This is a genomic window from Pseudomonas sp. CFBP 8758 (assembly GCF_014841725.1).
GTDB lineage: Bacteria > Pseudomonadota > Gammaproteobacteria > Pseudomonadales > Pseudomonadaceae > Aquipseudomonas > Aquipseudomonas baltica.
On record NZ_JACYUK010000009.1, the window covers coordinates 123,095 to 147,739 of the forward strand.

Sequence of the window (24,645 nt, forward strand, 5' to 3'; positions counted from 1 at the left end):
CACTTGGCGGCCTGCTTGCCCCGCATCCCGTAGCCGCTCGTTCGAGCGGCATCTTCATCAGTGTCGAGCATCGCGCGTCGACTCTGCATGCCTCAGGTCAAACCTTGCGATTTCAGCTCGCCAGCTGCGTCTGAAAAGAAATGCGTTGGAACTGCGTGCGCGCATTTTCCATGGCCTGTACTTCTCGTCGCTTGTCTGCCCGTATCAGCCCCACGAAAACGAAGGTCCCGAGTACGGACAGTGCGCACCAGCCCAGCAGAAAGGTAATCATGGGTCTCTCCTGTTGATCGCCCGCGCAGGGATGATCCCCTGCCAATTGCTGTATCGGCCTGATGGCACAATGCTTTATACCGTTCATCGGATCAGGTCAGCGTGGCGCCTTCAGGGAAATCCTCGACGGATGCAACGATAATCCTCCGTCGTACTCATACTGTAGGACACTTTTCGAGGGCAAGTAACGATGACGACGCCGGACAAGGATTACATCCAGTGGCTGGTCGACCAGTCCATGCTGCATACCGCCAAACAGCGCGCCAAGCTGTATGCCGGACAAGCGCGGCTGTGGCAACGACCCTACGCCCAGGCCAGGCCTCGGGATGCATCAGCCATTGCTTCGGTCTGGTTCACGGCCTACCCGGCTTCCATCGTTACACGCGAAGAGGGCTCGGTACTGCAGGCCCTTGGCGATGAGACCCTGTGGCATGCGTTGTCCGAGATCGGCATCCAAGGTATTCACAACGGCCCGCTGAAACTGTCCGGCGGTCTGCGTGGACGTGATCGCACCCCCAGCGTCGACGGCAACTTCGACCGCATGAGCTTCGACATCGACCCCGAACTGGGTACCGAAGCCGACATGATCCAGCTCAGCCGCATGGCTGCAGCGCACAATGCTGTGGTCATCGACGACGCGATCCCTTCGCACACCGGCAAGGGCGCGGATTTCCGCCTGGCCGAAATGGCCCACGCGGATTATCCAGGCCTCTACCACATGGTCGAGATCAAGGAAGAAGACTGGGGGCTGTTGCCTGAAGTGCCGGCCGGGCGCGACGCGATCAACCTGACCCCGGAAGTCTGCGACATCCTCAAGGACAAGCACTACATCGTTGGTCAATTGCAACGTGTGATCTTCTTCGAACCCGGCGTCAAGGAAACCGACTGGAGTGCAACCCCAGTGGTGGTTGGCGTGGACGGCAAGGCGCGACGCTGGGTCTACCTGCACTACTTCAAGGAAGGCCAGCCATCACTGAACTGGCTGGACCCGACCTTCGCCGCCCAGCAGATGATCATTGGTGATGCCCTGCATTCCATCGACGTCATGGGTGCGCGCATCCTGCGTCTGGACGCCAACGGTTTCCTCGGCGTCGAGCGTCGTGCCGAAGGCCCGGCCTGGTCGGAAAGCCACCCGTTGTCGGTGAACGGCAACCAGCTGTTGGGTGGCGCCATTCGCAAGGCCGGTGGTTTCAGCTTCCAGGAACTGAACCTCACCATTGACGACATCGCCTCGATGTCCCATGGCGGCGCGGACCTGTCCTATGACTTCATCACTCGGCCGGCCTATCAACACGCGTTGCTGCTGGGCAATACCGAGTTCCTGCGCCTCATGCTGCGTCAGGTTCACGCATTCGGTATCGACCCGGCCTCGTTGATCCACGCCTTGCAGAACCACGACGAGCTGACCCTCGAACTGGTGCACTTCTGGACGCTGCACGCCCACGACACCTATCTGTACCAGGGGCAGACTTTCCCCGGCAACATTCTGCGCGAGCACATCCGCGAGGAAATGTACGAGCGCCTGGCCGGCGAGCATGCACCCTACAACCTGAAATTCGTCACCAATGGGGTGTCCTGCACCACCGCCAGTATCATCACGGCGGCACTGGGCATCCGCGACCTGGAGGCGATCACCGATCAGGACATCAAGCAGATCCAGCACATTCATCTGCTCCTGGTGATGTACAACGCCATGCAACCTGGCGTTTTCGCGCTGTCGGGCTGGGATCTGGTCGGCGCGCTGACCTTGCCGGCCGAGCAGGTCGCGCACTTGATGGAAGACGGTGACACGCGCTGGATCCATCGCGGCGCCTACGACCTGGTAGGGCTCGATCCCGAGGCTGAATTTTCTGCGGGCAACATGCCGCGTCCGAAGACGCTTTACGGCAACCTGGTAGATCAGTTGCAACGCCCGGACAGCTTCGCTTCGCAGTTGAAGAAGATTCTGGCGGTACGGCGTGCGTATGACATCGCCGCCAGCAAGCAAATCCTGATTCCGGATGTTCAGCACCCGGGTCTGTTGCTGATGGTGCACGAGTTGCCCGCCGGCAAGGGTACCCAGATCACCGCCTTGAACTTCAGCAATGAACCGATCGTGGAGACGTTGCATCTGCCGGGTATCGCTGCGGGACCTGTGGTGGACATCATCAACGAGCGGGTTGAGGGTGATTTGACCGAAGCCGGTGAATTCACAATTACCCTGGATCCGTACGAGGGTCTGGCTCTGCGTGTGGTGAGTGCCTCGCCCATCTGACCGGTTGCAGGCCTTGGTGTTTGATACGCGCCAGGGCCTGCAAAGCCAGATCGCAGAAAGCACTGAGGGGAGCCTGGGCTCCCCTCAAGGGTTTGTTGCATGCTCTTTTTTATTATTGAGGGGCGACCTGTTGTTGTATTTGTCAGCCGTGGCCCTTGCCGCTTGTTGTGCGACCCCCAAGCGGGGTCAAGAGCAAACGTATTTTTTTGAGCGCTGATCTGCTTTTATCGTCGATCCAACCAGTGGGTAGCTACTGAACGTAGTTTTGTTGTTCTCTACCTGGCTGCGGGGCTAGCCCCTGAAAAGCATTTCCTCTCCAAAAAAATCTGTTAGCTACGCCTCTGTCGCGTTTGTTCTTGTTATGTCAGAGTCGTTTCATCTTGTTCTTATTGGTTTATCGCGTTGTTGTTATTGTTGTACGTATGACATAGCAGGGCGCGTGCCAACTTTCACAAATCGTTTTAAATCAATGACTTGAATTTACTGAGAATGCTGCGTGCGGCAGAGTGACGCAGATCTGTTCCCTTGTTACCCGTATTCGTTCCCGCGTAGGCATCACCGGTAACACTTTGTGTCTGCCGTCGGCATCAATCACGGTGCCCCGAGCTATGGGTTAACCCAGACTTCCACTCGACGGTTCTTGATCCGCCCTTCATCGACCGCGTTGGTCGCCACCGGCAGTTGCGCGCCAAAGCCCTGGATATCGCGGAAGAGCACGTCCGCCCTGGCCAGTTCACGGCGAACCGCCATGGCGCGTAGCCGGGACAGCAACACCGCGCGGGCGGAATCGTCCTTGGCATCACCGAACCCCACCAGTGTGGTCTTGTTCTGCAGCAGGTGATGGCTGCGCAGGTAATCCTGCACCCTCACCACATCGGCCATTGCCTTGTTATCCAACGTGGCGCTGCCTTCGGCAAAGCGGAAACTCACCGACAGACGCCGGCCCTCACGGGCCAATTGCTGGTACAGCATGGGCATGTCGGGCGAGGCGGGGACACTCATGGCTTGCACCGTTTGCGCCACGAAGCCTTGCTGGGCAACGACTGCCTGTCCCGGTTCGCTCTGCGCGAAAGCAATCAATGCGTCGGCCCATGGCGAGGGGCGCATTGGTGGGCTGTACAGGTACAGCCGGCGGTTCAGGGGATAGTCCTGGGTTGCAATCAGGCTGACCGTAGGCGCCATGAACTGGCTGTCGCCATCTGCGATGGCCAGCGCGCGGGCACCACGTATCGAGGCCAGGCCGATGAAGCCAATGGCGTATCGATCGGCGCTGACCCGATCCGACAGCTGCTCGCTGGACTCCAGCCTGACCGCATGGGCCGTCAGGCGCCCGGCATGTGGGGTCAGTACCTGGTCGCGAAATGTCTCCCATGTGCCCGAGCGGTCATCGCGGGCCAGCACATGGATCGGGCCACGGCCACCTAGTACGTTCCAGTCGTTGATTTCGCCGCTGAATACCTGGGCAAGCTGGCGAGTGGTCAGCTGCCGCAGGGGGTTGTCGGGATGGACGATCACGGCCACGCCGTCGATGCCGATCACGTGTTCGGCGCCGAAGCCGCTCAGGTCGCCCAGGGGTGCCAGTCGGCTGCGCTCTTGGTCACTGATGGGCCTGGAGGAGGCGGCCAGATCCGCTTGCCCGGCCAACAGGCTGTCGAAGCCTGTGCTGGAGCCGTGGGCGCCGACTTCGAAACGCAACGCAGTACCGTTCGGCTCATGGGCGGTGATAAGCAGCTCGCCCGTGGAAGGATCGAGTGTCTGGACAGGGGCCAGGCCTCGGCTTTCGAGCAGGCCGCGTATGAGTGCCGGAACCAGCTCCGTACCCATGGTGTTGGAGCCCTGGATGCGCAAGGTGGCCGAATCGGCGAGCGCGCCCGTACTCAGGCTCATGCCCAGGCTCAGGATGCACAGAATGAGAAGCAGACGGCGCATAGCAGCTCACCGGATCGGGAAGCCTCGCAGATTAAGACAGTGATGTTGCAGGGGGATGACGGGGGTGGTGGGTAGACCGCATCGAATCTTTCGCGGCCGATGACCGCTCCTACAGTAATTCGCGATGCCTCTGCAGGAGCGGTCATCGGCCGCGAAGGGCTTGACGCCGTCCTCGCTTGAAACTCAAACCTTGCGCTTGATCGAGATCGACGACGCCGCGCTGATCACCAGGTCGGCATAGCGTTTGCTGTCGCGTTCCGGTACCCAGCGCGAGCGGGATACCGCAAGGTTCACCGCGCCGATGCCCCGGCCGTTGCCATCGACGATGGCTGCCGCCGTGGACACGTCGCCATAGAAGAACTGGTCTTCGGTATGCGCATAGCGGCGCTGGCGAATCTGCTCGATGCTGGCCCAGATCTGCTCTCGGTCGGTGATGGTCGCCGGCGTGTGCTGGACGAACTGGCTGCGGTCGAAGATAGCGTTCACTTCGTCGTCGCTGTAGGTCGCCAGCAGCGCCTGGCCCGGCGCGGTGCACCAGGCCGGCAGGCGAGTGCCGATGATGACGCTGGCATTGAACACGTGTCGGCTGACGATCCGCTGCACATAGACGATGTCGGTGCCGTCGAGCACCGTCAGGTTGGTTGCCTCTTCGGTGTCCGCGCTCAACTGCTGCAGGTAGGGCGCGGCACGGGTCACCAGTTCGCTGGACGTCAGGTAGTGGTAGGTGAAGTCCAGCAGCCGCGGCGACAGCTCGTACTTCTTGCTGCTGTCCTTGTTCAGGTAGCCCAGGGTTGCCAGCGTATGAGTGAAGCGCTGTGCGGCGCTGAGGTCCATCCCGGTCAGCCCGGCGATGTCGGACAGCGACAACTGACGCTGGCTGCCGTCGAAGGCCATGAGCACTTTCATGGCCTTGTCGACGGACTGCACGTAGAGCGAGGAGGCCGTTGGGTCGGCAGGGGGTTTCTTCGGGGTACTGGCCATGAACGCAACACATTGGTGAAAAAACCGATTATCCGGCAGTTACCCGGCACTTTCTATCGCTATTCACTAAACCGTTACCGCACAGGCCGCTCGCGGCGCATCGTTCAACCGCGACTGTCCCAGGCTTGGGTGACATCCTTGGGCAACAGGTGCTTCTTGATACGCTCACTGGGCGTCAGCTCGAACTGCTCCACTTGTTGGTAGTAGCGTGGTAACTGGTAGGAGGCGCAGCGCAGCGCCGCCCACTCGCGCATGGCCTGCCAGTGCGCAGTGGTGCCGGCCTCCAGTTGTACGAACAGCAGAATCTCCTGCTCGCCCACCGCCGATTCGACGCCCAGCGCCGCGCAGGCTTTCACCGCAGGGTGGGCGCTGAACACCCGCTCCACTTCCCAGGCCGAAACGTTCTCGCCACGCACGCGCATGCTGTCGGTGCGGCGTCCAACGAAGAACAGGTCGCCCTCGGCATCCATGCGTGCCATGTCACCGGTGAACAGCCGGCCATCGCGCAGGGCGCTGGCGGTGGCTTCTGGGTTGTCCAGATAGCCGGGCAGGAAAACGCCCTCGACTTCACTGGACAGCACGATTTCCCCCAGTTGCCCCACTTCGACCGGCGTACCGTCGCTATCCAGCAGTTCTACGCTCAGCCAGGGCAAGGCGCGGCCGATCGAGCCCGGCTTGCCGGTACGGTTCAAGGTGGCGAAGCTGGAGCACTCGGTCATGCCATAGCACTCGCGCAGCGGACAACCGAAACGTTGCTCGATCGCTGCCCAATTGGTCAGGCTCACACCCGCACCCCAAAGGGTACGCAAGCTATGTCGGACAGGCCACTGCTCGGCCGGCTGCTGCATGAGGATATCGATGATGCCGCCCAGGTAATGCAACTGGGTCGCCTGCACTTGCACGCACTGCGCCCAGAACTTGCTGGCGGAAAAGCGTTGCACCACGTTCAGGCTGACTTCGGCCAGAAATGGCATCAAGAGCATTTGCGCCCCGCCGATATGGCACAGCGGCTCCCACAACAACAGGCGGTCGCCGGCCTTCACATCCGCCACTTGCAGCACTGCCTCGCTGGCAATGCGCAGCATGCGGTGGGTGAACACCACGCCCTTGGGCGCGCCGGTGGTGCCGGAGGTGTAGATCACGCACAGCGTGGCATCCGCCGCGCTGTGTTCGAGCCGCAGGTCCGCCGCCGGGTAGGCCAGGGCCTGCTCGTGCAGCACGTCGATGCCGACACAGTCGAGCTGGGCGGCAGCGCTGTCCGCCAGGCGTTCGGCAAACTCGGCGTCGCCGACCACCAGGTCCGGACGAGCGTGCTCGAAGGGGTAGTCCAGGCCAGGGCCGCGCAACTTGGTGTTGATCGGAATCCACACCAGGCCGCTGAGGATCAGCGCGTAGATCAACACGATCTGGTCGTCGCTGTTGCCCAGCATGACGGCTACCCGTTGTCCGGCGCGCAGGCCGCGTTCGGCCAGGACCTGCTGCAAGGCGGCGACCCGTTGGCGCAACTCCAGGGTAGCGAGCGATCGGCCCTCGAAGGTGACGCGCACGGCATGGTCGTCGATCAGCAGGCCGGCATGGATCAGCGGCGCGGTGGTGAGCTGATCGTGGCTGATGCGATGCGGGAAGAAGCGAGTGTATGGATGCATCGTTCAGAGCCCTTGACGTTTGGAAGTGGAACGCCGCGATACCCATTGGGCGATGACGGCAAACAACACGATGAACACCAGCAACGTGGTGGAAACCGCAGCCAGGGTGGGGGTGAGCGCCAGCTGGATGCTGTCCCACATCTGCTTGGGCAGCGTGGTATTGATGCCACCGCTGACGAAAATGGCGATGGTCAGGTCGTCGAACGAGGTGATGAAGGCCAGCAGAAACGCGGAGACCAGGCTCGCCGACATGAGAGGCAGGGTCACGGTGCGCAGCCGGGTGAACGCGCCGGCGCCGAGAATCCGCGCGGCATCGTCGAGGCGCCAGTCATACTGCTTGAACGCCGCCGACAGGGTGACCACCACGTAGGGCAGGGCCAGTACCGTGTGGCCCAGCACCAGGCCGATGTCCTTGCCCGCCAGGCCAAGCCTGGAAAACAGGTACAACAGGCCCAGTGCAATCACGATGCGCGGCACGATCAGCGGGGCGATGAACAACGCGAACAGGCCTTTGCGCCACCCGGCGCTTACCCGCGTCAAGGCCAGGGTCGCACCGAAGCCCAACACCAGCGCCAGCAGCGCGGTGGCCACACCGACGCCCAGCGAGCGGAACAGGGCGGCCTGCCACACCGCGGAAGTGAAGAACTCCTCGAACCACTTCAAGCTGAACAGCTTGGGCGGGAAGGCAATGAACGGGCTGCTGGTGAATGCCAGCGGAACGACCACCAGCACGGGCAGGATCAGCAGCATGACCAGCAGCACGCTGTAACCGGTCAGCAAGGCGCCATCGCCACTGCGCCGCGGCGCCTTGCCCCGGCCCGAAAAGCAGTGCCCCAGCCAGATCAGAATCTGCAGGCCCATTCCGGACTGACGTTCCTTGGGCGCCTCGCCGCCGAGCGAAGACAGCCCGGCGATGCGGTCGTAGATCACGAACACCACCAGCGAGCAGGCCAACAGCACCACCGAAAGAGCGCCGGCGAAGTTCATGTCGAACAGGTCGAGCACCGAGGAAATCACCAGCTGCGCCACCATCATTTCCCGTGGCGAACCCAGCAGCGCAGGGACGATGAAGAAACCCAGGCTGGTAATGAACACCAGCAGACCCGCCGCGGCGATGCCGGGGGCCGAGAGCGGCAGGAAGATGCTGAAGAAACTCATCGAACCGCTGGCGCCCAGCGTCTGTGCGGCCGGCGCGAGGCGCTGGTCGATGCTGCGCATGATCGGCAGCAGGGTAATCACCGCCAGCGGCAGCATCGAGTGGACCATGCCGATCAACACCCCCGAAAGTGCGGGCACCAGGCCGGACGGGTTGTCCAGCACGTCAGCGGCAAGCGTGGTCAGCAGGCCTTTGCGTGACAGCAGCAGCATCCAGGCATAGGTCTTGACCAGGTAGCTGGTCCAGAACGGCAGCATGATCCACAACAGCCAACGCTCGCGACCCATGGGCGAGAGTCGAGTGAGCAAGTAGGCCACTGGGTACGCGAGCAGCACCGACAGCACGGCCGTCAGCGCCGAGATCCAGAAGGTAATGCCCAGAACGCGGGCGTACACCGGGGTCGATGCGATCCGTTCGAAATTGCCCAGGCTCAGCTCGCCGCTGGCGTTCTGGAAACTGCCCATGAGCATTTCCGCCACCGGCAGCAGAAAGAACAGTGCCAGGAAAAGCAGGGCGGGGATGGCCGGAATCAGGCCTTTGCGCCAGTTCATGAGGTGGCCTGCGCGGGCAGCAGGGTGGCCCGTGTGGGATTCCAGGCGATGCCAACCGGATCGCCGACGCGCGGACTGAGCTCGCGGGAACAGCGCACACTGAAGCGGTTGCCCGAAGGCAGGCGGACCAGGGCGCGGGTGTCGCTGCCCAGGAATACGCATTCATCGACGATGCCCTGCAGCAAGCCGGCAGTGGGTTCGGTCAGGCGCGCGGCTTCGGGCCGGATGAGCAGGAACGCTTCCGTCCCGGCACTCGGCGCCTGGTGCCCGGCGCAGCCTGCCAGGTCCAGCCGTTGGCCTTCGACCTGCAGGTGGCCGGTGCCGTCGCGCTGGCCCTGGAGCAGATTGGAGTGGCCGATGAACTCGGCGGCGAAGCGTGTTGCCGGGCGATCGTAGAGCTCTTCTGGGGTGGCCAGCTGTTCGATGCGCGCGCGGTTCATCAGGCAGATGCGATCCGAGAGGGTCAGCGCCTCTTCCTGGTCGTGGGTGACATAGATGAACGTAGCCCCCAGTTCCTTGTGCATGCGGCGGATTTCCAGCTGCATGTGCTCGCGCAGGTTCTTGTCCAGGGCGCCCAGCGGCTCGTCGAGCAGGATGATCGAGGGACGGTAGGCGAAGCAGCGGGCCAGGGCGATCCGTTGTTGCTGGCCACCGGACAGTTCGTTCGGGTAGCGATGGGCGAAATCCTCCATGCGCACCATGCCCAAAGCGTCGTCGACCGCCTGGTTGACCTCGGCCTTGGGGTATTTGCGCATGCGCAGCCCGTACGCCACGTTGTCACGCACGCTCATGTGCGGGAACAACGCATAGCTCTGGAATACCAAGCCGATGCCACGCTTTCCTGGAGCGATGTGGGTCGCGTCCTGGCCATCGATCAGCAATTGCCCGCTGTCCGGTGGAACCAACCCGGAGATCATCTGCAGCAGGGTGGTCTTGCCTGAGCCCGAAGGCCCGAGCAGGGTCAGGAACTCGCCTTCGCGCACCTGGATATCGGTGGGTTGCAGGGCGACGAACTGACCATAGGTCTTGCCCAGGCCACGGGTTTCAAGTTTCACGCTCATGCATCGACTCCCTTACGACAAGATCCAGGCGTTGAACCGCTCGGTCACGGCAGTGCGGTTCTCTGCCCACCAGGCAGGGCTGGGCAGACGCATGTTTTCCAGGTTCTGCGGGGCGGTCGGCAGCAGCGCCGCGCGCTCTGCGGGGATGAACTCGAAGGATTTGCGGTTGGTCGGGCCGTAGGCCAGGGTGTCGGTGAAGTCGGCCTGGCGCTTGGCATCGGCGCAGAAGCGCACGAACTGTTTGGCCATGTCCGCGTGCGGCGTCCCCTTGGGGATGGCCCAGCCTTCGATCGAATAAAGCCCCTGGTTCCAGACGATCTGCACCGGCGCGCCGTTGTCGATGGCGGCCTGGGCGCGGCCGTTCCAAGCCGAGATCATGTCGACTTCGCCGCTCTGGATGGCTTGCATGGCTTGCGCGCCCGAGGTCCACCACAGGTCGATGTGCGGTTTGATCTTGTCCAGGCTCTTGAAGGCGCGGTCGACGTCCATCGGGTACAGCTCGTCGAGGCTGACGCCGTCCGCCAGCAGGGCCTGTTCCAGTGTGTCCAGCGGGCTGCGGCGCAGGCAGCGGCGGCCGGGAAATTTCTCGACGTTCCAGAAATCTGCCCAGCTCTGCGGGCCGTTGCCGTCCTTGAAGGTGTCGGTGCGGTAGGCCAGCACAGTGGAGTACACGTCGACACCGAGGAAGTTGGCGGTGATGGCTTCGGGAAGCAGGTCAGGGTATTCGCTCGCCGACAACCCGATCGGTTCGAGAAAGCCCTGGGCTTCTAGGTAGGGGATGTCGGCGGAAATGGTCAGGGTGGTGACGTCCCACACGTAGTTGCGGGTTTTTACCATGGCCGAGAACTGCGCCACCGGCTGGGACTCACGCGCTACGCTGATGACTTTGATGCCGGTGGCTTTTTCGAAGGGGTCGTAGAAAGCCTTGCGGTAGGCCACGGTGTAGGGACCGCCGGGGTCGGAGACGATGATCTGTTTATCGGCGGCGCGGACCACGCTGGGCAGGCCGCAGACCAGTGCGACCGTGGCGCCGGCCTTGAGCAATCGACGGCGTCCGGGGTTGGAAGGTGTGTGCATGACAGTCTCCTACAGAAAACGAATGGATCGTTGGGTAGTCAGGACGTCGGCAGTCAAAGCATTGCAAGAGCCGGGGTAGGTACATGGCCGCCGCCGTGCGTGGTGCGATGAAATCATTTCCCGCGGGAGCGGGCTCTGTGGGAGCGGGTCTCTGCCCGCGAAAAGGGCTCCGCGGTATATCAGTGACTCCGCGTTGCTGCCTTCGCGGGCCGAGCCGCGCTCCCACAATCAACTCACTTTCACAAGGCAGGGCGTTATTTGGCGCGGGCCTTGAAGAAGGCTTCCATCATTCGCTGTGGCTCGCCGGAGTCGTATGCCTCCTTCTGCAGGCGACGGCCGGCAGCAATGCAGTCCTTGAAGCCAGGCTCGCTCATTTCGCGGAAGCGCTGTTTGTCCAGGCGCATGGCGATCGGGGGCTTGGCGGCCAGTTCTTCGGCGATTTCCAGGGCCTTGCTCATCACTTGATCGGCTGGCACCAAATGGTGGATCAAGCCGATCTGCTTGCATTCATCGGCGTCCATCAAACGGCCGGTCAGCGTCAGCTCGATGGTGCGCGACATGCCCAGCATGCTGTTCATGATCCACGGACCGGTAGTGCTGGGGATGCCGGAGTTGATTTCTGGCTGGCCCATGCGCACGCCTGGGTGGCCAACGCGGATGTCGCCCAGCAGTGCGACCTGAAACGCGGAACCTGCAGCCGTGCCATTGAGGGCGATGATCAGTGGTTTGGACAGGCCGCGCAGGGTGGCGTAGTAGCGCTCCCACTCGCCGACCCATTCAACGGCGCGGTCACCGTCGAAATCGTGGGCTTCGGAAAGATCCTGGCCTGCCGAAAAAGCGCGGTCGCCAGCGCCGGTCATGATCACGGCCTTGATTTCCGGGTCGGCGTTGTAGCCGTTCAAGGCTTCGATGATTTCGTTACGCATCGGCGTGGTCCAGGCATTCAGCACTGTCGGACGATTGAGGGTGATGACAGCGACAGGCCCTTTGATTTCTAGCACGATGTCTGACATGTTTATCTCAATGCGATAGTTGATGTGGAATAACGATAGAATTATCTCGCGGGATGCGCAACAGGTTTGTTTGGAAATCTTGGCTTGAGTAAACGGCTGAAAGATTCGCGGCGGGGTGTCAGGTATTGCGCGGGGGTGGTTTCGCGGCCGATGACCGCTCTTGGGCTTGAGTAAACGGCTGAAAGATTCGCGGCGGGGTGTCAGGTATTGCGCGGGGGTGGTTTCGCGGCCGATGACCGCTCTTGGGCTTGAGTAAACGGCTGAAAGATTCGCGGCGGGGTGTCAGGTATTGCGCGGGGGTGGTTTCGCGGCCGATGACCGCTCCTACAGGGTTCAAATCGTAGGAGCGGTCCGTGGCCGCGAAGGGCGCGGCGGGGTGTCAGGTATTGCGCGGGGGTGGTTTCGCGGCCGATGACCGCTCCTACAGGGTTCAAATCGTAGGAGCGGTCTGTGGCCGCGAAGGGCGCGGCGGGGTGTCAGGTATTACGCGGTGGTGGTTTCGCGGCCGATGACCGCTCCCACCGTACGGGGGCGGGTCAGGTCACGACGCGGTAGCACGGCACATAGGCTGCGCCACCTGGCAGTTTCATGCGGTTCTGCTCGACGAACGCCTGCAGCAGTTTGTCCAGCGGTTCCATGATCGCGGCATCACCGCGAATCTGGTACGGGCCATGCTCTTCGATCAGACGAATGCCCTTGTCCTTCACGTTGCCCGCCACGATCCCGGAAAACGCCCGGCGCAGGTTTGCCGCCAGTTGATGCGGGGGCAGGGCGTGGCTGAGTTCAAGATTGGCCATATTGGCGTGGGTCGGGTCGAACGGCCGCTGGAAGCTTTCCTCGATCTTCAACAGCCAGTTGAAGTGGAAGGCGTCGTTGCGCTCGCGGCGGAACAGCTTCACCTGCTTCAGCGATTCGGTCATCTCCCGCGCCACGTCGGCCGGGTTGTCGATGATGATCTGGTAATGCTGCCGAGCCGCTTCGCCCAGGGTCGCTACGACAAACTGGTCCAGCTGCTGCAGGTACGCCTGCGCACTCTTGGGGCCGGTCAGGATCACCGGGAACGGCAAGCCCTGGTTGTCCGGATGCATCAGAATGCCCAGCAGGTACAGAAACTCTTCGGCCGTCCCTGCGCCGCCGGGGAAGATGATGATCCCGTGACCGACCCGTACGAACGCTTCCAGACGCTTCTCGATATCCGGAAGAATGACCAGCTCGTTGACGATCGGGTTCGGCGCTTCCGCGGCGATGATGCCCGGCTCGGTCAGGCCCAGGTAACGCCCGCCGCTCATGCGCTGCTTGGCATGGGCAATGGTGGCGCCTTTCATCGGCCCCTTCATCACGCCAGGGCCGCAACCGGTACAGATGTCCAGCCGGCGCAGGCCCAGTTCGTGGCCGACTTTCTTGGTGTATTTGTATTCGTCCGAGTTGATCGAATGCCCACCCCAGCACACCACCATCTTCGGCTCGAGGCCGGCACGCAGGGTGCGGGCGTTGCGCAATAGATGAAAGACGTAGTCGGTGATGCCCTGGGAATCGCTCAGGTCGATGCGCTGGCTGTCCAGCTCGCTTTCGGTGTAGACGATGTCGCGCAGTGCGCTGAAGAGCATCTCGCGGGTACTGGCGATCATCTCGCCATCGACGAAGGCGTCCGCCGGGGCGTTCAGCAGCTCAAGGCGCACGCCACGGTCCTGCTGATGGATACGCACTTCGAAATCCCGATAGGCGTCGAGGATGGTCTTGGCGTTGTCGACATGGGCGCCGGTATTGAGAATGGCCAGGGCGCACTGGCGAAACAGGGTATAGGTGCTGCCTGAACCGGCGGCACTGAGTTGCTGCACTTCACGCTGGGAGAGGGTTTCCAGGCTGCCCTTGGGGCTCACCGACGCATTGATCACATTTCTTGGGGCCATTCTATATTCCCTTAACGCAACGTAGCGCGGCCACATGGGCCGCGCCATCCGGATAATGAGCGACTTCACCGGCGCCAGGCTGTCTGGCCCGGGCGCTGAATCTGCTGGTCCTGCGGGTGAAAAACCGGTTCCGCCCCAATCTTGGGGCAGTTGGACACCGGCTTCATCTTACTCCGCGGTGCCGCGCGGCGGTCAACGTCCGTCGCCACAAAAACTCCAATGCAGTGAATCGCTTGGCAGCGCACCGGGTTACCTGTGACACTTACGTTGACCGAGTCGTGAACCTTACACCCACACGCCCGGTCGATAGCTGCGGCCCATTCATTTACTTGTGCCGCTTTCGGGTCAATGCTGTGGATACCTGCCAGCGGTTGTCATGGCCCGTCTACTTCCTGGAGAACACCCCGTGATACTGATCAGACCCTCGGCCACGCTCAAAGCATGGGGCGCCCACGGCTTCACCGCCACCGGCGTGGTGCTGGCCTTTCTTGCCACACTGGCGCTGTTCGACGGCCAGCCGAAAATCTGCCTGCTGTGGCTGGGCCTGGCGCTGGTGGTCGACGGCGTCGACGGTGCACTGGCACGCAAGCTCAACACCCAGTCGTTGCTGCCACACTTCGACGGCTCGACACTCGACCTGGTCATCGATTACCTGACGTACGTGTTCATTCCGGCACTGTTCATCTATCGCTACATTCCACTGCCCGAATTCACCTTGCTGATCACCGTCAGCATCATTCTGGTGTCGTCGTTGTTCTGCTTCTGCAACGTCAACATGAAGAGCAAGGACAACTACTTCGTCGGCTTTCCTGCGGCGTGGAACGTGGTTGCGCTGTGCATGTACATCATCTCGCCGTCGCCGTGGATCGCGCTGCTCACCGTTGTCGGGCTGGCGCTGCTGACCGTCACCAAGATGAAGTTCCTGCACCCGTTCCGGGTTCGTCGCTTCATGGCGGTCAACATCGCAGTGACGTCGATCTGGTTGCTGTGCACCTTCGTGCTGATCCTCAACCATCCCGCCAGCAACCCAGTGGCCATGGGTCTGTGGAGCTTGATGTCGGCGTACTTCCTGGGTGTGTGCTTCTGGCGTACGGCGGTCGAATGGATCGGCCGCACGCGCACCTAGCAGCCGATCAAGCAGCAGCCGGTCAAGCGCCCGGCAGGTTCAACATCTCGATCCACAAGGCGCCTTTGCCAGAAGGCGCTTCTGCCGTACGGGTCAGCGCACCCGCTGCGCCCACGGCATAGCTGCCCACCTTGTCGGCCTTTTCCCCGGTCACCAGCAACCAGCGTCCGCTGGGCGAGAAGGCGATGTTGCGCGGCTGCTTCTCCTGCAGCGGGTAGTTGCCCTGGAAGCTCAGCGTGCCGCTGGCGGGATCGGCCTTGAACGCCGAGACCGAACTGGTGGTGCGTTCAGTGATGTAGATCAGCTGACCGTCAGGCGATACGCGAATGTCCGCAGCCCAGATACGTGGCGTCGGATCATCCTTGAGGTCGTTGTTGCCGGCATTGCGAATCTCGCCGTGCGCCAGGCTCAGCGACTTGGGCACGCCTTCGACATGGGCGACCTTGGTCAGGGCCCCGGTCTGCGCGTCGATGGAAAAGCTGTCGACCGTACCGCTCAGCTCGCCCACCACGTAGAGAAACTTGCCGCCTGGCGCGAACGCGATATGCCGCGGGCCGCTGCCGGCGGTGACCGAGGCATGGCCGTTACCGATGGGTTCCAGGGCGCCGCTGCTGTCGTCCAGCGTGAATTGCAACACCTGGTCCACGCCCAGATTGCCTGCGTAGACGAAACGGTTGCTGGGGTCGCTGCGCACGGAGTGGGCGTAGGGGCCGGTCGGGTAGACCTTGATCTCTTCGCCGGGCCGGTGCTCGGCATCTATGGGTTGCACGGTCAGCACATTGCCGCCATAGGAAGCACCCATCAGGTAGCGGCCGGTACGGTCGGTGCTCAGGTATGCCAGGCTGGCTGCCAGCGGGGCTTCGGCGGCGGCGTCCAGTTGGCCGCTGGCCGGGTCGATGCGATAGGCCATGACGCGGAACGGCTTGACCCGAAGGGCGGCGTACAAGGTCGAACCGTCGGGGCTCAGGGCCATGGGATTGACCTGGTCGCCCGCGTGAGTCTGGTGCACCAGCGTCAGCGATCCGGTGTTTTCGTCCAGGCGGTACTGGGAAATCATGCCGTCCTCGGGGCTCGAGATATAGGCGAAGGTACTGGCCTGGGCCAGGCCGCCGGCGCAGCCGATGGCGGCGGCAAGAAGCAGATGTTTACGCATGGAAGAACCTCGGCTTTGTTGTTGTAGTCAGTCATCCTATGAGTGCGTGGTGACGAAGTAAAGCGCCCCGGCTGGGTACGCTGGGCCGATGGCCAGCGTACCCAGCCAGGCGCCGTCTACAGGGTGTAGTGGACCAGGTGCGGTGCCAATGGGATGCGCGCGACACCTTCATCCAGCACCAGTGGCTTACCGTCCAGCAGGCAGCCACGACCACCGTCGTCGCTGCGCTCCACACTGATGTGCACGTGCCCTCCGGGCACGCGAACCTGCACGCTGAACCCTGCCCACCGGGCCGCGATACGAGGGTCGAGCAGCAGCCATTGTCCCTCGCGGCGCACACCGAGAATGCCCTCGATGCCGGCGCGGTACATCCAGCTGGCCGAGCCGGTGTACCAGGTCCAACCGCCACGCCCGACATGGGGCGCAACCGAATAGACATCCGCGGCGATCACATACGGCTCGACCTTGTAGCGTTGCACGCTGGCGGCGTCCAACGCATGGTTGATGGGGTTGAGCAGGTCGATCAACGCCAGTGCCTCATCACCGCGGTGCTGCCTGGCGAAGGCCAGAATTGCCCACATGGCCGCATGGCTGTATTGCCCGCCGTTTTCGCGCAGGCCGGGTGGGTACGCCATCAAATAGCCGGGATCGTGCGGCGAGTGCTCGAACGGCGGAGTGAACAGCAGCGCGATGCCGTCTGCCGGTCGCACCAGATGCTCATTGACTGCGCTCATGGCCTGCTGGGCTCGTTCGGGCTGCGCGGCGCCGGACAGTACCGCCCAGCTCTGTGCGATCGAGTCGATGCGACATTCCTGATTGCCGTCGGCGCCCAGCCACGTGCCATCGTCGAACGTTGCGCGGCGATACCACTGGCCATCCCAGGCGTGGGTTTCCAGCGCGGTCTGCAACTGCAGGTAGGCTTGCTGCCAGCGCTGTGCCCGCGGGCAGTCGCGCCGGGCGGCCAAGGCGATGAAGCGCTCCAGGCTGGCCAGCAGCATCCAGCCCAGCCAGACACTCTGGCCGCGACCCTGTTCACCCACCCGGTTCATGCCATCGTTCCAGTCGCCGCTGCCGATCAGCGGCAGACCCATGTCGCCCATCTGCTCCAGGCTGCAGTCCAGCGCCAGGGCGCAGTGCTCGTACAGGGAAGCGGATGACGCAGCGGTTTGCGGCAGGAAGAAGCGATCGGTTTCGCCGCTGACCAGGGGCTCACCTTCAAGGAAAGCGACAGGGGCGTCGAGCACCCCTTCATCGCCACTGCTGCGTACGTACTCGGCAGTGCAATAAGCCAACCAGGCCCGGTCGTCGCTGATGCGGGTGCGCACCCCCTGACCGGAATGAGGCAGCCACCAGTGCTGCAGGTCGCCTTCGACGAACTGCCGACCTGCAGCGCGCAGCAGATGTTCGCGGGTCAGGTGCGGTGCTGCCAGGCTCAAGGCCAAGCCATCCTGCAACTGATCGCGCAAGCCGTAGGCGCCACTGGCCTGGTAGAACGCCGAGCGTGCCCAGAGGCGGCAGACGATGGTCTGGTACAGCAACCAGCCGTTGAGCATGATGTCCAGCGCCCGGTCCGGGGTGCGCACCTGCACGGCTTCGAGCCTGTCGGCCCAGCTGTCGCGCACGCGTTGCAGCACCCCGTCCAGATGTTCGTGGCGGTACTTGAGCACCAGACGCTGGGCTTGTTCCAGCGACGGCGCCTGGCCAACCAGCCATACCAGTTCGATCTGCTGCCCGGCTGCCAACAGCACTTCATGCTGCTGGGCGGCACAGGGGTCGAGCCCGGCGGCGCTGGCGCCGGCCAACGGCGCCGAAGAGGCGAGCGCAGCCGGGGCGGCGTAGCTGCCGTGACGGCCAAGAAACTCGGTGCGGTCGGCCGTCCAGTGGCCGATACCACCGGCCAGGTCGGAAAATGCTACGCGTCCGGCAAAGGCGATGGCGCACGGGTTGCGTGCCAGCAGGGCCCCGGTACGAGCATCCACTTCGCTGATAAGCCCCGCGGCGGTGGCCGCGCGCGAGGTACCCAGCACCCATTCCAGGTAGCTGAACACACTGAGCCGGCGCGGTTTGTCGCTGAGGTTGCGCACGCTCAGACGGCTGATCTTGACGGCGTCCTCCAGTGGCACGTATTGCAGCAGACCCATGTGCAACTGGTTGGCGCTGTGCTCGAAGCGGCTGTAGCCGAACCCGTGCCGCGCGCTGTAGCGCCCTTCGTCACGCACGGGCCATGCACAGGGCCCGGTGATGACGCCATTGGCGTTGTCGCGTACGTACAGGGCCTCGCCGCTGGCGTCGCCCACCGGGTCGTTGCCCCAAGGAGTGAGCTGGTTCTCCCGGCTGTTCAGCGCCCACGTGTACCCGGCGCCCTGGGTCGAGACCTGGAAGCCGAAGTTCTGATTGGCGATGACGTTCAGCCAGGGTGCCGGGGTACACGCGCCCCGGTCGAGTAGGGTGACGTACTCGCGGCCTTCATCGGCGAAACCGCCCAGGCCGTTGAAACACTCCAGCACTTCCTCGACCGCCTCGGGGGCGCCGGCTGTAGCGGCAACGCTCGTCGCCCGTTGCGGCCACTGCGCTTTGCGATCAGGTACGCCCTGGCTCGGACGCAGGCCGATCTGCGCATTGATGCATCCGCTGTGGGCGCGCAGCACCAGGCGCGCGGTGGCCAGCAACAGGCTGCGCGCATCGCCCGGCAACAGGTCGGCCCGCAGCGTGTACACCGTACCGCGGCTCAATACCGCGCTGGGTCCGGGTCGCGATTGACTGCTGCGCACTGCGGTTTCCACGGCAATCTGCAGGTCCTGCTGATAGCTGGCGTCACGCTCGTTGAGGATCACCAGATCCACGCTCAGGCGCTTCATTCGCCAGTATTCGTGGGCAAGCAGCAGTTCACGCACTTGCGGCAGATCTTCGATGTCGTCGATCTGCAGCAGTACGACGGGCAGGTCACCCGAGATGCCCATTGGCCACAGGCCGGCCTGGCTGCCTGCACCGCGCAGGATGCTCAGCGCTGGTGCGCGCCATTGAGCGTCAGCGTACAACAGGGACGCGCTCAAGCGCTGGAAGTCGGCTGCCGCCTCGGCGTCGATATCCAGATGGCGCAGTTGCACCTGTGCCTGGGTCCAGGCCAGGGTCTTGGCGCGCTCGTAGGCACTGTGCTCATGGTGCTTGTCGATCAGGCCCAGCAGCGCTTCGCGGCTGTCGGCCACCACGGTCCAGAAGGCGATGTCCACGCTCTGGCCTGGAGCGATGCTGAGGCAGTGACGCAGGGCGAACAGCGGGTCGAGCACCGTGCCGACGCTGTTGGACAGTGTTGCGCCGGCCTTCAGGGCGGTGGCCTGGAGCAAGGTGTGCTCGCGGCCGAGAAAGGCGGCGCGGTCGCTTTCGTACTGCACCGGGCCGTCCAGCGGCGTGTCGAGTACTGCGAAGTGAGCGGCCCAGACCTGCGGCTCCTCGCTGCTGCGCGGCCGCCGGGTAGCCACCAACGCGGCATATTCAGGCAGGTACTCGGTAACCACGAACAACTTGGCAAAGGCCGGGTGAGCGCTGTCGGCCGAAGCGGCGCCCAGTACCAGTTCGCTGTAGGTGGTCAGCTCCACGGAGCGGGTCTGCTCGCTGCGATTGGTCAAGGTGAGTGAGCGCACTTCGCTGTCGTCCTCGCCGGACACCAGCACGGTCAATGTACTGGTCAAACCGTCGCGGTGGCTGATGAACTGGGCATGGTCCTCGGCGAACGTGACCTCGCCCAGGCAACCGTGCGCACGGGTGTCGGCAGCGGACCACAGGGTGTCCCGATTCAGATCACGCACGAACACGAAGGAGCCCCACGGGTCCAGTACCGGATCTTCGCGCCAGCGCGTCACGGCCAGATCGCGCCAGCGACTGTAGCCAGTCCCGAGACCGGTCAACATCACGCAATAGCGCCCGTTGGAGAGCAGATGGGTGATCGGCGCTGCCACCGGCAGGCCATCGAGGGCGCGCTGGGTGCGACCTTCCAGCGTCTCTGCGGCGACGTTATGGCCGTGTTCGGCAGCGGCTTGCAGAGCTGCGACATTGGCGGGCATGCGCTCTTGCAACAACAGCTCGCTGGCCTGGATCATCGGTTCGCGGTGAAAGCGCTCGCGCATGGCACCGTCGAGCAGCACGTTGGCGATGGCCACCACTGTCATGCCCTGGTGGTGAGCCATGTAGTTGCACACGATTGCCTGCGAAGTCTCCTCGGGCAAGCGTGTCGGGGTGTAGTCGACCGCTTCGTAGAAACCGTACTGGCCGATCGCGCCCAATGCCCGCAGTGTGGCGAAATTGGCCCAGGCGCCGGGAGCGTCGACCATCGCTGCCAATGCCGTGGCATAGGGTGCGATGACCTGGTCGTCGGCCAGCCCACGCTTGAGCCCGAGGCCGGGCACGCCGAAGTTGGAGTATTGATAGGTGAATTCCAGATCGCGCGCATTGTAGGCCGATTCGGAAATCCCCCACGGGATGCCCAGCGACTTGCCGTAGGCCTGTTGACGCTCCACCACCAGGCGTTGTGTCTGGGTCAGCAGGCTGCCGGCGGGGGCGCGCATCACCAGGGACGGCATCAGGTACTCGAACATCGACCCGGACCAGGAGATCAGGGCCGAGCCATTGCCCAACGGTGTGGCACTGCGGCCCAGGCGGAACCAGTGCCGCGTGGCGACATCGCCCTTGGCGATGGCGAACAAGCTGGCCAGGCGTGCCTCGGAAGCCAGCATGTCATAGCAGTTGCTGTCCAGCTGCTGCTCGGCGACGCGGTAGCCGATCGACAGCAACTGCCGCTTGCGGTTGAGCAGAAAGCCGAACTCCATGTCCATGGCCATGCGCCGCGCGTTATCGGCCAACGCTCGCAGGCGCGCCGAGGTGTCGCCGTGCAGTTGGCGGTCATCCAGGTGAGCCGCGAATGCCTGTTTAAAGGCTGGCAGCCACACGCCATTACCAGGGTCGGCCGGGATTTCCCCCAACAGCCTGGCGACTGCCTGTCGACCGAGGTCGAACGGGGTCTGCAGGTGCGCCTGTATCTGGGTCAGCGGCTGGCTGCGCCCTTGTTCTTCAATGACCAGCAGGAGGGTGTCGTGCAGCCCGGAGGAGGGGTCCAGCGGACCTTGCTCGGCCCACTGTTCGCAGGCATTGGCCAACGCGATCAAATGCCCGGCCAGATTGCCGCTGTCGACCGCCGACACGTACACCGGCGGCAGCGGGCGCAGATCCTGGGTGTCGTACCAGTTGTAGAAATGCCCGCGAAAGCGTTCCAGCGTCTGCATCACCGCCAGGCTCGCCTCCAGGCGCAGCAAGGTCTGGCGGGTGCCGGCCCAGCCGAAGTCCCGCGCACTGGCGGCCGCCAGCAGGTACAGGCCCATGTTGGTCGGTGAGGTGCGGTGGGCAACCACCGGGTGGGGCTGCTCCTGGAAATTGTCGGGCGGCAGGTGGTTGTCACCGGCCGTCACAAAGGTTTCGAAGTAGCGCCAAGTGCGTCGGGCAATCAGCCGCAGGTCCTGTGCCTGCGTGGCGTTCACGGGCGCGCAGGGAGTGATCGAGCTGCTGCGGCTGACCCATTGTGCGATGAATGGGGCCGTCAGCCACAGCAGGGCAAACGGCACGATCAGCGCGGCATTGCCAGGCGCCTTGGCCAGTGCGACGGCGCAACCGGCCAAGGCCAGCAGCAGTCCCGGGGCCATGCGTCGAGCGTGTGCGCCAAGGCCCGGGCGCGGCGCTGCGCCGGCCTGGGCGGCAGTGGTCCATTCCAGCAGCAGGCGCTTGCTGTGAAAGACCCGGTACACACTACGGAAGATGGCGTCGACCATCGACCAGGCCTGGTCGGGCAACCACGCCAGGTCGAGCACGAACTGCCAACTGGCCAGGCGCAGGTCATGGGTCAGGCGCTGGCCATGGCTGCGCCAGAGTACCGCCGGGCGCTTGCGCGGCGCAGCCAGGAGCAGTGCCAACACGGCAGGCAGGGCGCTGCAGGCAAGCACGGCCAAAGTTGCGATCCAGGCCGCCGGCCCAGGCAGCCACCAGGCGACCAGCAGGGCGCCCAAAGTGGCCGGCGCCACCAGCGAACGACGCAGGTTGTCGATGATTTTCCAGCGACCAAGTGCCGGCAGTTGCGCCTTCAACAGCCATGGCAGCAACTGCCAGTCGCCTCTTGTCCAGCGGTGCTGCCGACGCATCGCGACGTCGACCCGCGCCGGAAAGGCTTCGACCACTTCGATCTCGCTGACCAGCCCGGCCCGCGCGTAAATCCCTTCGAACAAGTCATGGCTGAGCATGCTGTCGTCAGGTACACGGCCGTCCAGGGCGGCCTCGAAGGCATCCACATCGTAGATGCCCTTGCCCGTGTAGGAACCCTCGCCGAACAGGTCTTGATAGACGTCCGATACCGCTGCGGCATAGGGGTCCACCCCGCCTGGGCTGGAGAACACCCGCTGGTACAGGGAGCCTTCGGCGTCGAGCGGCAGGCTCGGCGTGACCCGTGGCTGGAGGATGCCGTAGCCGGTGACTACGTTGCGTCCGTCGCGACTCAGCCGCGGTCGGTTGAGCGGGTGCGCCAACTTGCCCACCAGCCTCTGCGCGGCGTCGCGGGGCAGACGTGTGTCGGCGTCCAGGGTGATCACCAGACGCACGTCTGCCGGCACGGTCTGCTCACCGAAACTGGTGTGCGCATCGCCGCGCAGCAGCCGGTTGAGCTCGTGCAATTTGCCGCGCTTGCGCTCCCAGCCCATCCAGCATCCCTGTGCCGGGTTGTAGCGGCGCTCGCGGTGCAGCAGCATGAATCGCGCGCCGGCCTCGCCCGGACCGTGCCGCCGATTGAGTGTGGCCACGGCCGCATGGCCGGCCTCGAGCAGGGTCCGATCGTCGTCCCTGTGCTGTTCAGCGGCGTCACCACCATCGACCAGCAAGGCAAAATACAGCTCGCCACAGTTGCCCGACAGGTAATGCACTTCCAGTTGCTCGATGTCTTCCAGCAGATCTGCCTCGCTGCCCAGCAGGGTGGGCACAGCGACCAGGCTGCGCCATGGGCTGGGCACGCCTTCGAGCATGTCCAGCCCCGGCAGTGCGATGGCGCCGAAGGATCGTGTCACCGCGCGGTTGAGCAGGGCGCTGGCCAGCTGTGAGGCGGGCAGCGCGCCCAGCACCACCAATGCCGTCAGCCACAGGGCCGGCGCGGCGGGCAGCAGTGCCACCAGGATGGCCAGCAGCCCGGCGGTCAGTGCCAGCAGCAGGCCGACATAGCCGCCAACGCCTAGCTGCCGTTGCCAGCGCAGCCAGCGCAAGCCGACCGATGGATGGAAATCTATCGCCGCTTCCAACAGCGGTCGGCCTTCGGCGATCAGTACGTGGCCAGGATCGGCTTCGCGTTCCTGCTCGGGCCTGGCGCTGGTCAACTGCAGGGCCTGCTCGGCAATCTGCAGTTCGGAAAAGGTGGAACCGCGTGCCAACTGTTCGATGGCACTGCGGTAGAGATTGCGTGTGGTGAAATCCATGGCGGCGAAACGGCTGCCCGCACGCAGCCTGGCGTCCACCAGGCTGACGTCTTCGAACCATTGCGCCCAGTCCAGTGACGAAATCTGCCGCAGGCTGGTGATCACGTTGCGCACACTGAGGTTGGAGGCACCCTGGCGCTGCTGGGCGTGACTGACGGCCTGGCCGACGCTGCTGTTCTGTTCGTGCAGGCGTTGTGCAAGCCAGGCCAGGGCCGGGGTGGTGATCGGGTCCTTGTCGCGCAGGCGCTTGGCCAATTGCGCGGCGAACAGTTCCGACAACGGCTCGGCGCTGCGGCTGCGGATGTCGTCGTCCAGCGCACTTTGCGCACAGCCGGCAGCGAACAGGCGATCGGCCAGAGCTTCGGCATCCAGGCGAGCGAGGTAAGCGGCGGTGATCTGATCGGTCAGCCGTCGCAGATTTTCGATCAGCACGATCCGCAGGGTGATCGCCACCGCCCACAACTCGCCGATGGTCAGCGGCTGGACCTTTTGATAGGCGTCGATGAAGCGCTGCAGCGTCGCTGGATCGAAGAAGCTGTCGGTATGCGCGACGAACGCCCACGCCAGGCCGAACACCCTTGGGTAGCCGGCGAAGGGCCCGCTCGCCAGCTTGGGCAATTGCCGGTAATAGCCTGCGGGAAGGTCCTCGCGGACGCCGCGGACGTGCTCTTCGACCAGAGGGTAGTTGTCCAGCAGCCACTGGGCGGCGGGCACCACGGCGATTCCATCGGCCACCGCCGCCGCGCTGGCCCGGTAGGCCACCAGCAGCACCTGAGCGTTGTCCTTGAGGCGACGTTGCAACGACAACACCCGTAGCGGCCGGGCGCTCACGGTCTGCGCAGCAGCCAGGCTCTGGGCATGCTGTTCGAGGCGTTCGATACCGAACAGTTCTTCACGTACGGGGGCGGTGGCAAGCCAGGGATCGCTGCGCAGGGCAGCCCGGAAGGGGGTATTCAGAAACGCGTTCATGGCGGTTGTCCGTTACCCGAAGGGGCCATGCAGCATGGCACATCCAAGGATGT

The 24,645-nt window shown here is 63.8% G+C and carries 13 protein-coding genes; 2 read left to right on the forward strand and 11 right to left on the reverse strand.

Annotated features, from left to right (window positions below; genetic code table 11):
* Positions 1-112 precede the first annotated feature (112 nt).
* Positions 113-271, reverse strand: coding sequence for a hypothetical protein (locus IFT75_RS19180; protein WP_163007479.1), 159 nt, complete (start codon positions 269-271; stop codon positions 113-115).
* A 189-nt stretch (positions 272-460) separates the two neighbouring features.
* Between IFT75_RS19180 and treS the strand changes: the two genes are divergently transcribed.
* The gene (gene treS, locus IFT75_RS19185; protein WP_122476963.1) at positions 461-2,524 is read left to right on the forward strand and encodes a maltose alpha-D-glucosyltransferase; all 2,064 of its coding nucleotides are present in this window, start codon (positions 461-463) and stop codon (positions 2,522-2,524) included.
* Positions 2,525-3,130: 606 nt separating this feature from the next.
* Here the strand turns inward: treS and IFT75_RS19190 are convergent.
* The 8 genes from IFT75_RS19190 to ppnN form a co-directional block, all read right to left on the reverse strand.
* Entirely contained in the window at positions 3,131-4,453 is a 1,323-nt protein-coding gene (locus tag IFT75_RS19190; protein WP_192056270.1) for a substrate-binding domain-containing protein, read from the reverse strand.
* 183 nt (positions 4,454-4,636) lie between these two features.
* Positions 4,637-5,434, reverse strand: a complete 798-nt coding sequence (locus IFT75_RS19195) for an IclR family transcriptional regulator (RefSeq protein ID WP_197975699.1) — start codon at positions 5,432-5,434, stop codon at positions 4,637-4,639.
* Positions 5,435-5,538: 104 nt separating this feature from the next.
* Complete coding sequence (locus IFT75_RS19200; RefSeq protein WP_192056272.1) at positions 5,539-7,080, reverse strand: AMP-binding protein; 1,542 nt, start codon at positions 7,078-7,080, stop codon at positions 5,539-5,541.
* A 3-nt stretch (positions 7,081-7,083) separates the two neighbouring features.
* Complete coding sequence (locus tag IFT75_RS19205) at positions 7,084-8,787, reverse strand: ABC transporter permease subunit (protein ID WP_192047159.1); 1,704 nt, start codon at positions 8,785-8,787, stop codon at positions 7,084-7,086.
* Positions 8,784-9,848: an ABC transporter ATP-binding protein gene (locus tag IFT75_RS19210; protein ID WP_192056274.1), complete on the reverse strand. Its 1,065-nt coding sequence runs from the start codon at positions 9,846-9,848 to the stop codon at positions 8,784-8,786. The genes IFT75_RS19205 and IFT75_RS19210 overlap by 4 nt, the downstream gene beginning before the upstream one ends.
* 12 nt (positions 9,849-9,860) lie before the next feature.
* Positions 9,861-10,925, reverse strand: coding sequence for an ABC transporter substrate-binding protein (locus IFT75_RS19215; protein WP_192056276.1), 1,065 nt, complete (start codon positions 10,923-10,925; stop codon positions 9,861-9,863).
* A gap of 254 nt (positions 10,926-11,179) precedes the next feature.
* A complete protein-coding gene (locus IFT75_RS19220; RefSeq protein ID WP_192056278.1) occupies positions 11,180-11,938 on the reverse strand; it encodes an enoyl-CoA hydratase/isomerase family protein in 759 nt (252 codons plus the stop codon).
* Positions 11,939-12,474: 536 nt separating this feature from the next.
* A complete protein-coding gene (ppnN, locus tag IFT75_RS19225; protein WP_122476974.1) occupies positions 12,475-13,848 on the reverse strand; it encodes a nucleotide 5'-monophosphate nucleosidase PpnN in 1,374 nt (457 codons plus the stop codon).
* Positions 13,849-14,254: 406 nt separating this feature from the next.
* Between ppnN and pcsA the strand changes: the two genes are divergently transcribed.
* Entirely contained in the window at positions 14,255-14,974 is a 720-nt protein-coding gene (gene pcsA, locus IFT75_RS19230; protein ID WP_240998720.1) for a phosphatidylcholine synthase, read from the forward strand.
* Positions 14,975-14,996: 22 nt separating this feature from the next.
* On the opposite strand, the gene IFT75_RS19235 is transcribed toward pcsA, so the two are convergent.
* Together IFT75_RS19235 and IFT75_RS19240 are read right to left on the reverse strand one after the other, a co-directional pair.
* Positions 14,997-16,127, reverse strand: coding sequence for a lactonase family protein (locus IFT75_RS19235; protein WP_192056280.1), 1,131 nt, complete (start codon positions 16,125-16,127; stop codon positions 14,997-14,999).
* 116 nt (positions 16,128-16,243) lie between these two features.
* Positions 16,244-24,592 carry a GH36-type glycosyl hydrolase domain-containing protein gene (locus tag IFT75_RS19240; protein WP_192056282.1) on the reverse strand — a complete coding sequence of 2,783 codons (8,349 nt, stop codon included), beginning with the start codon at positions 24,590-24,592 and terminating at the stop codon, positions 16,244-16,246.
* Positions 24,593-24,645: the final 53 nt, after the last annotated feature.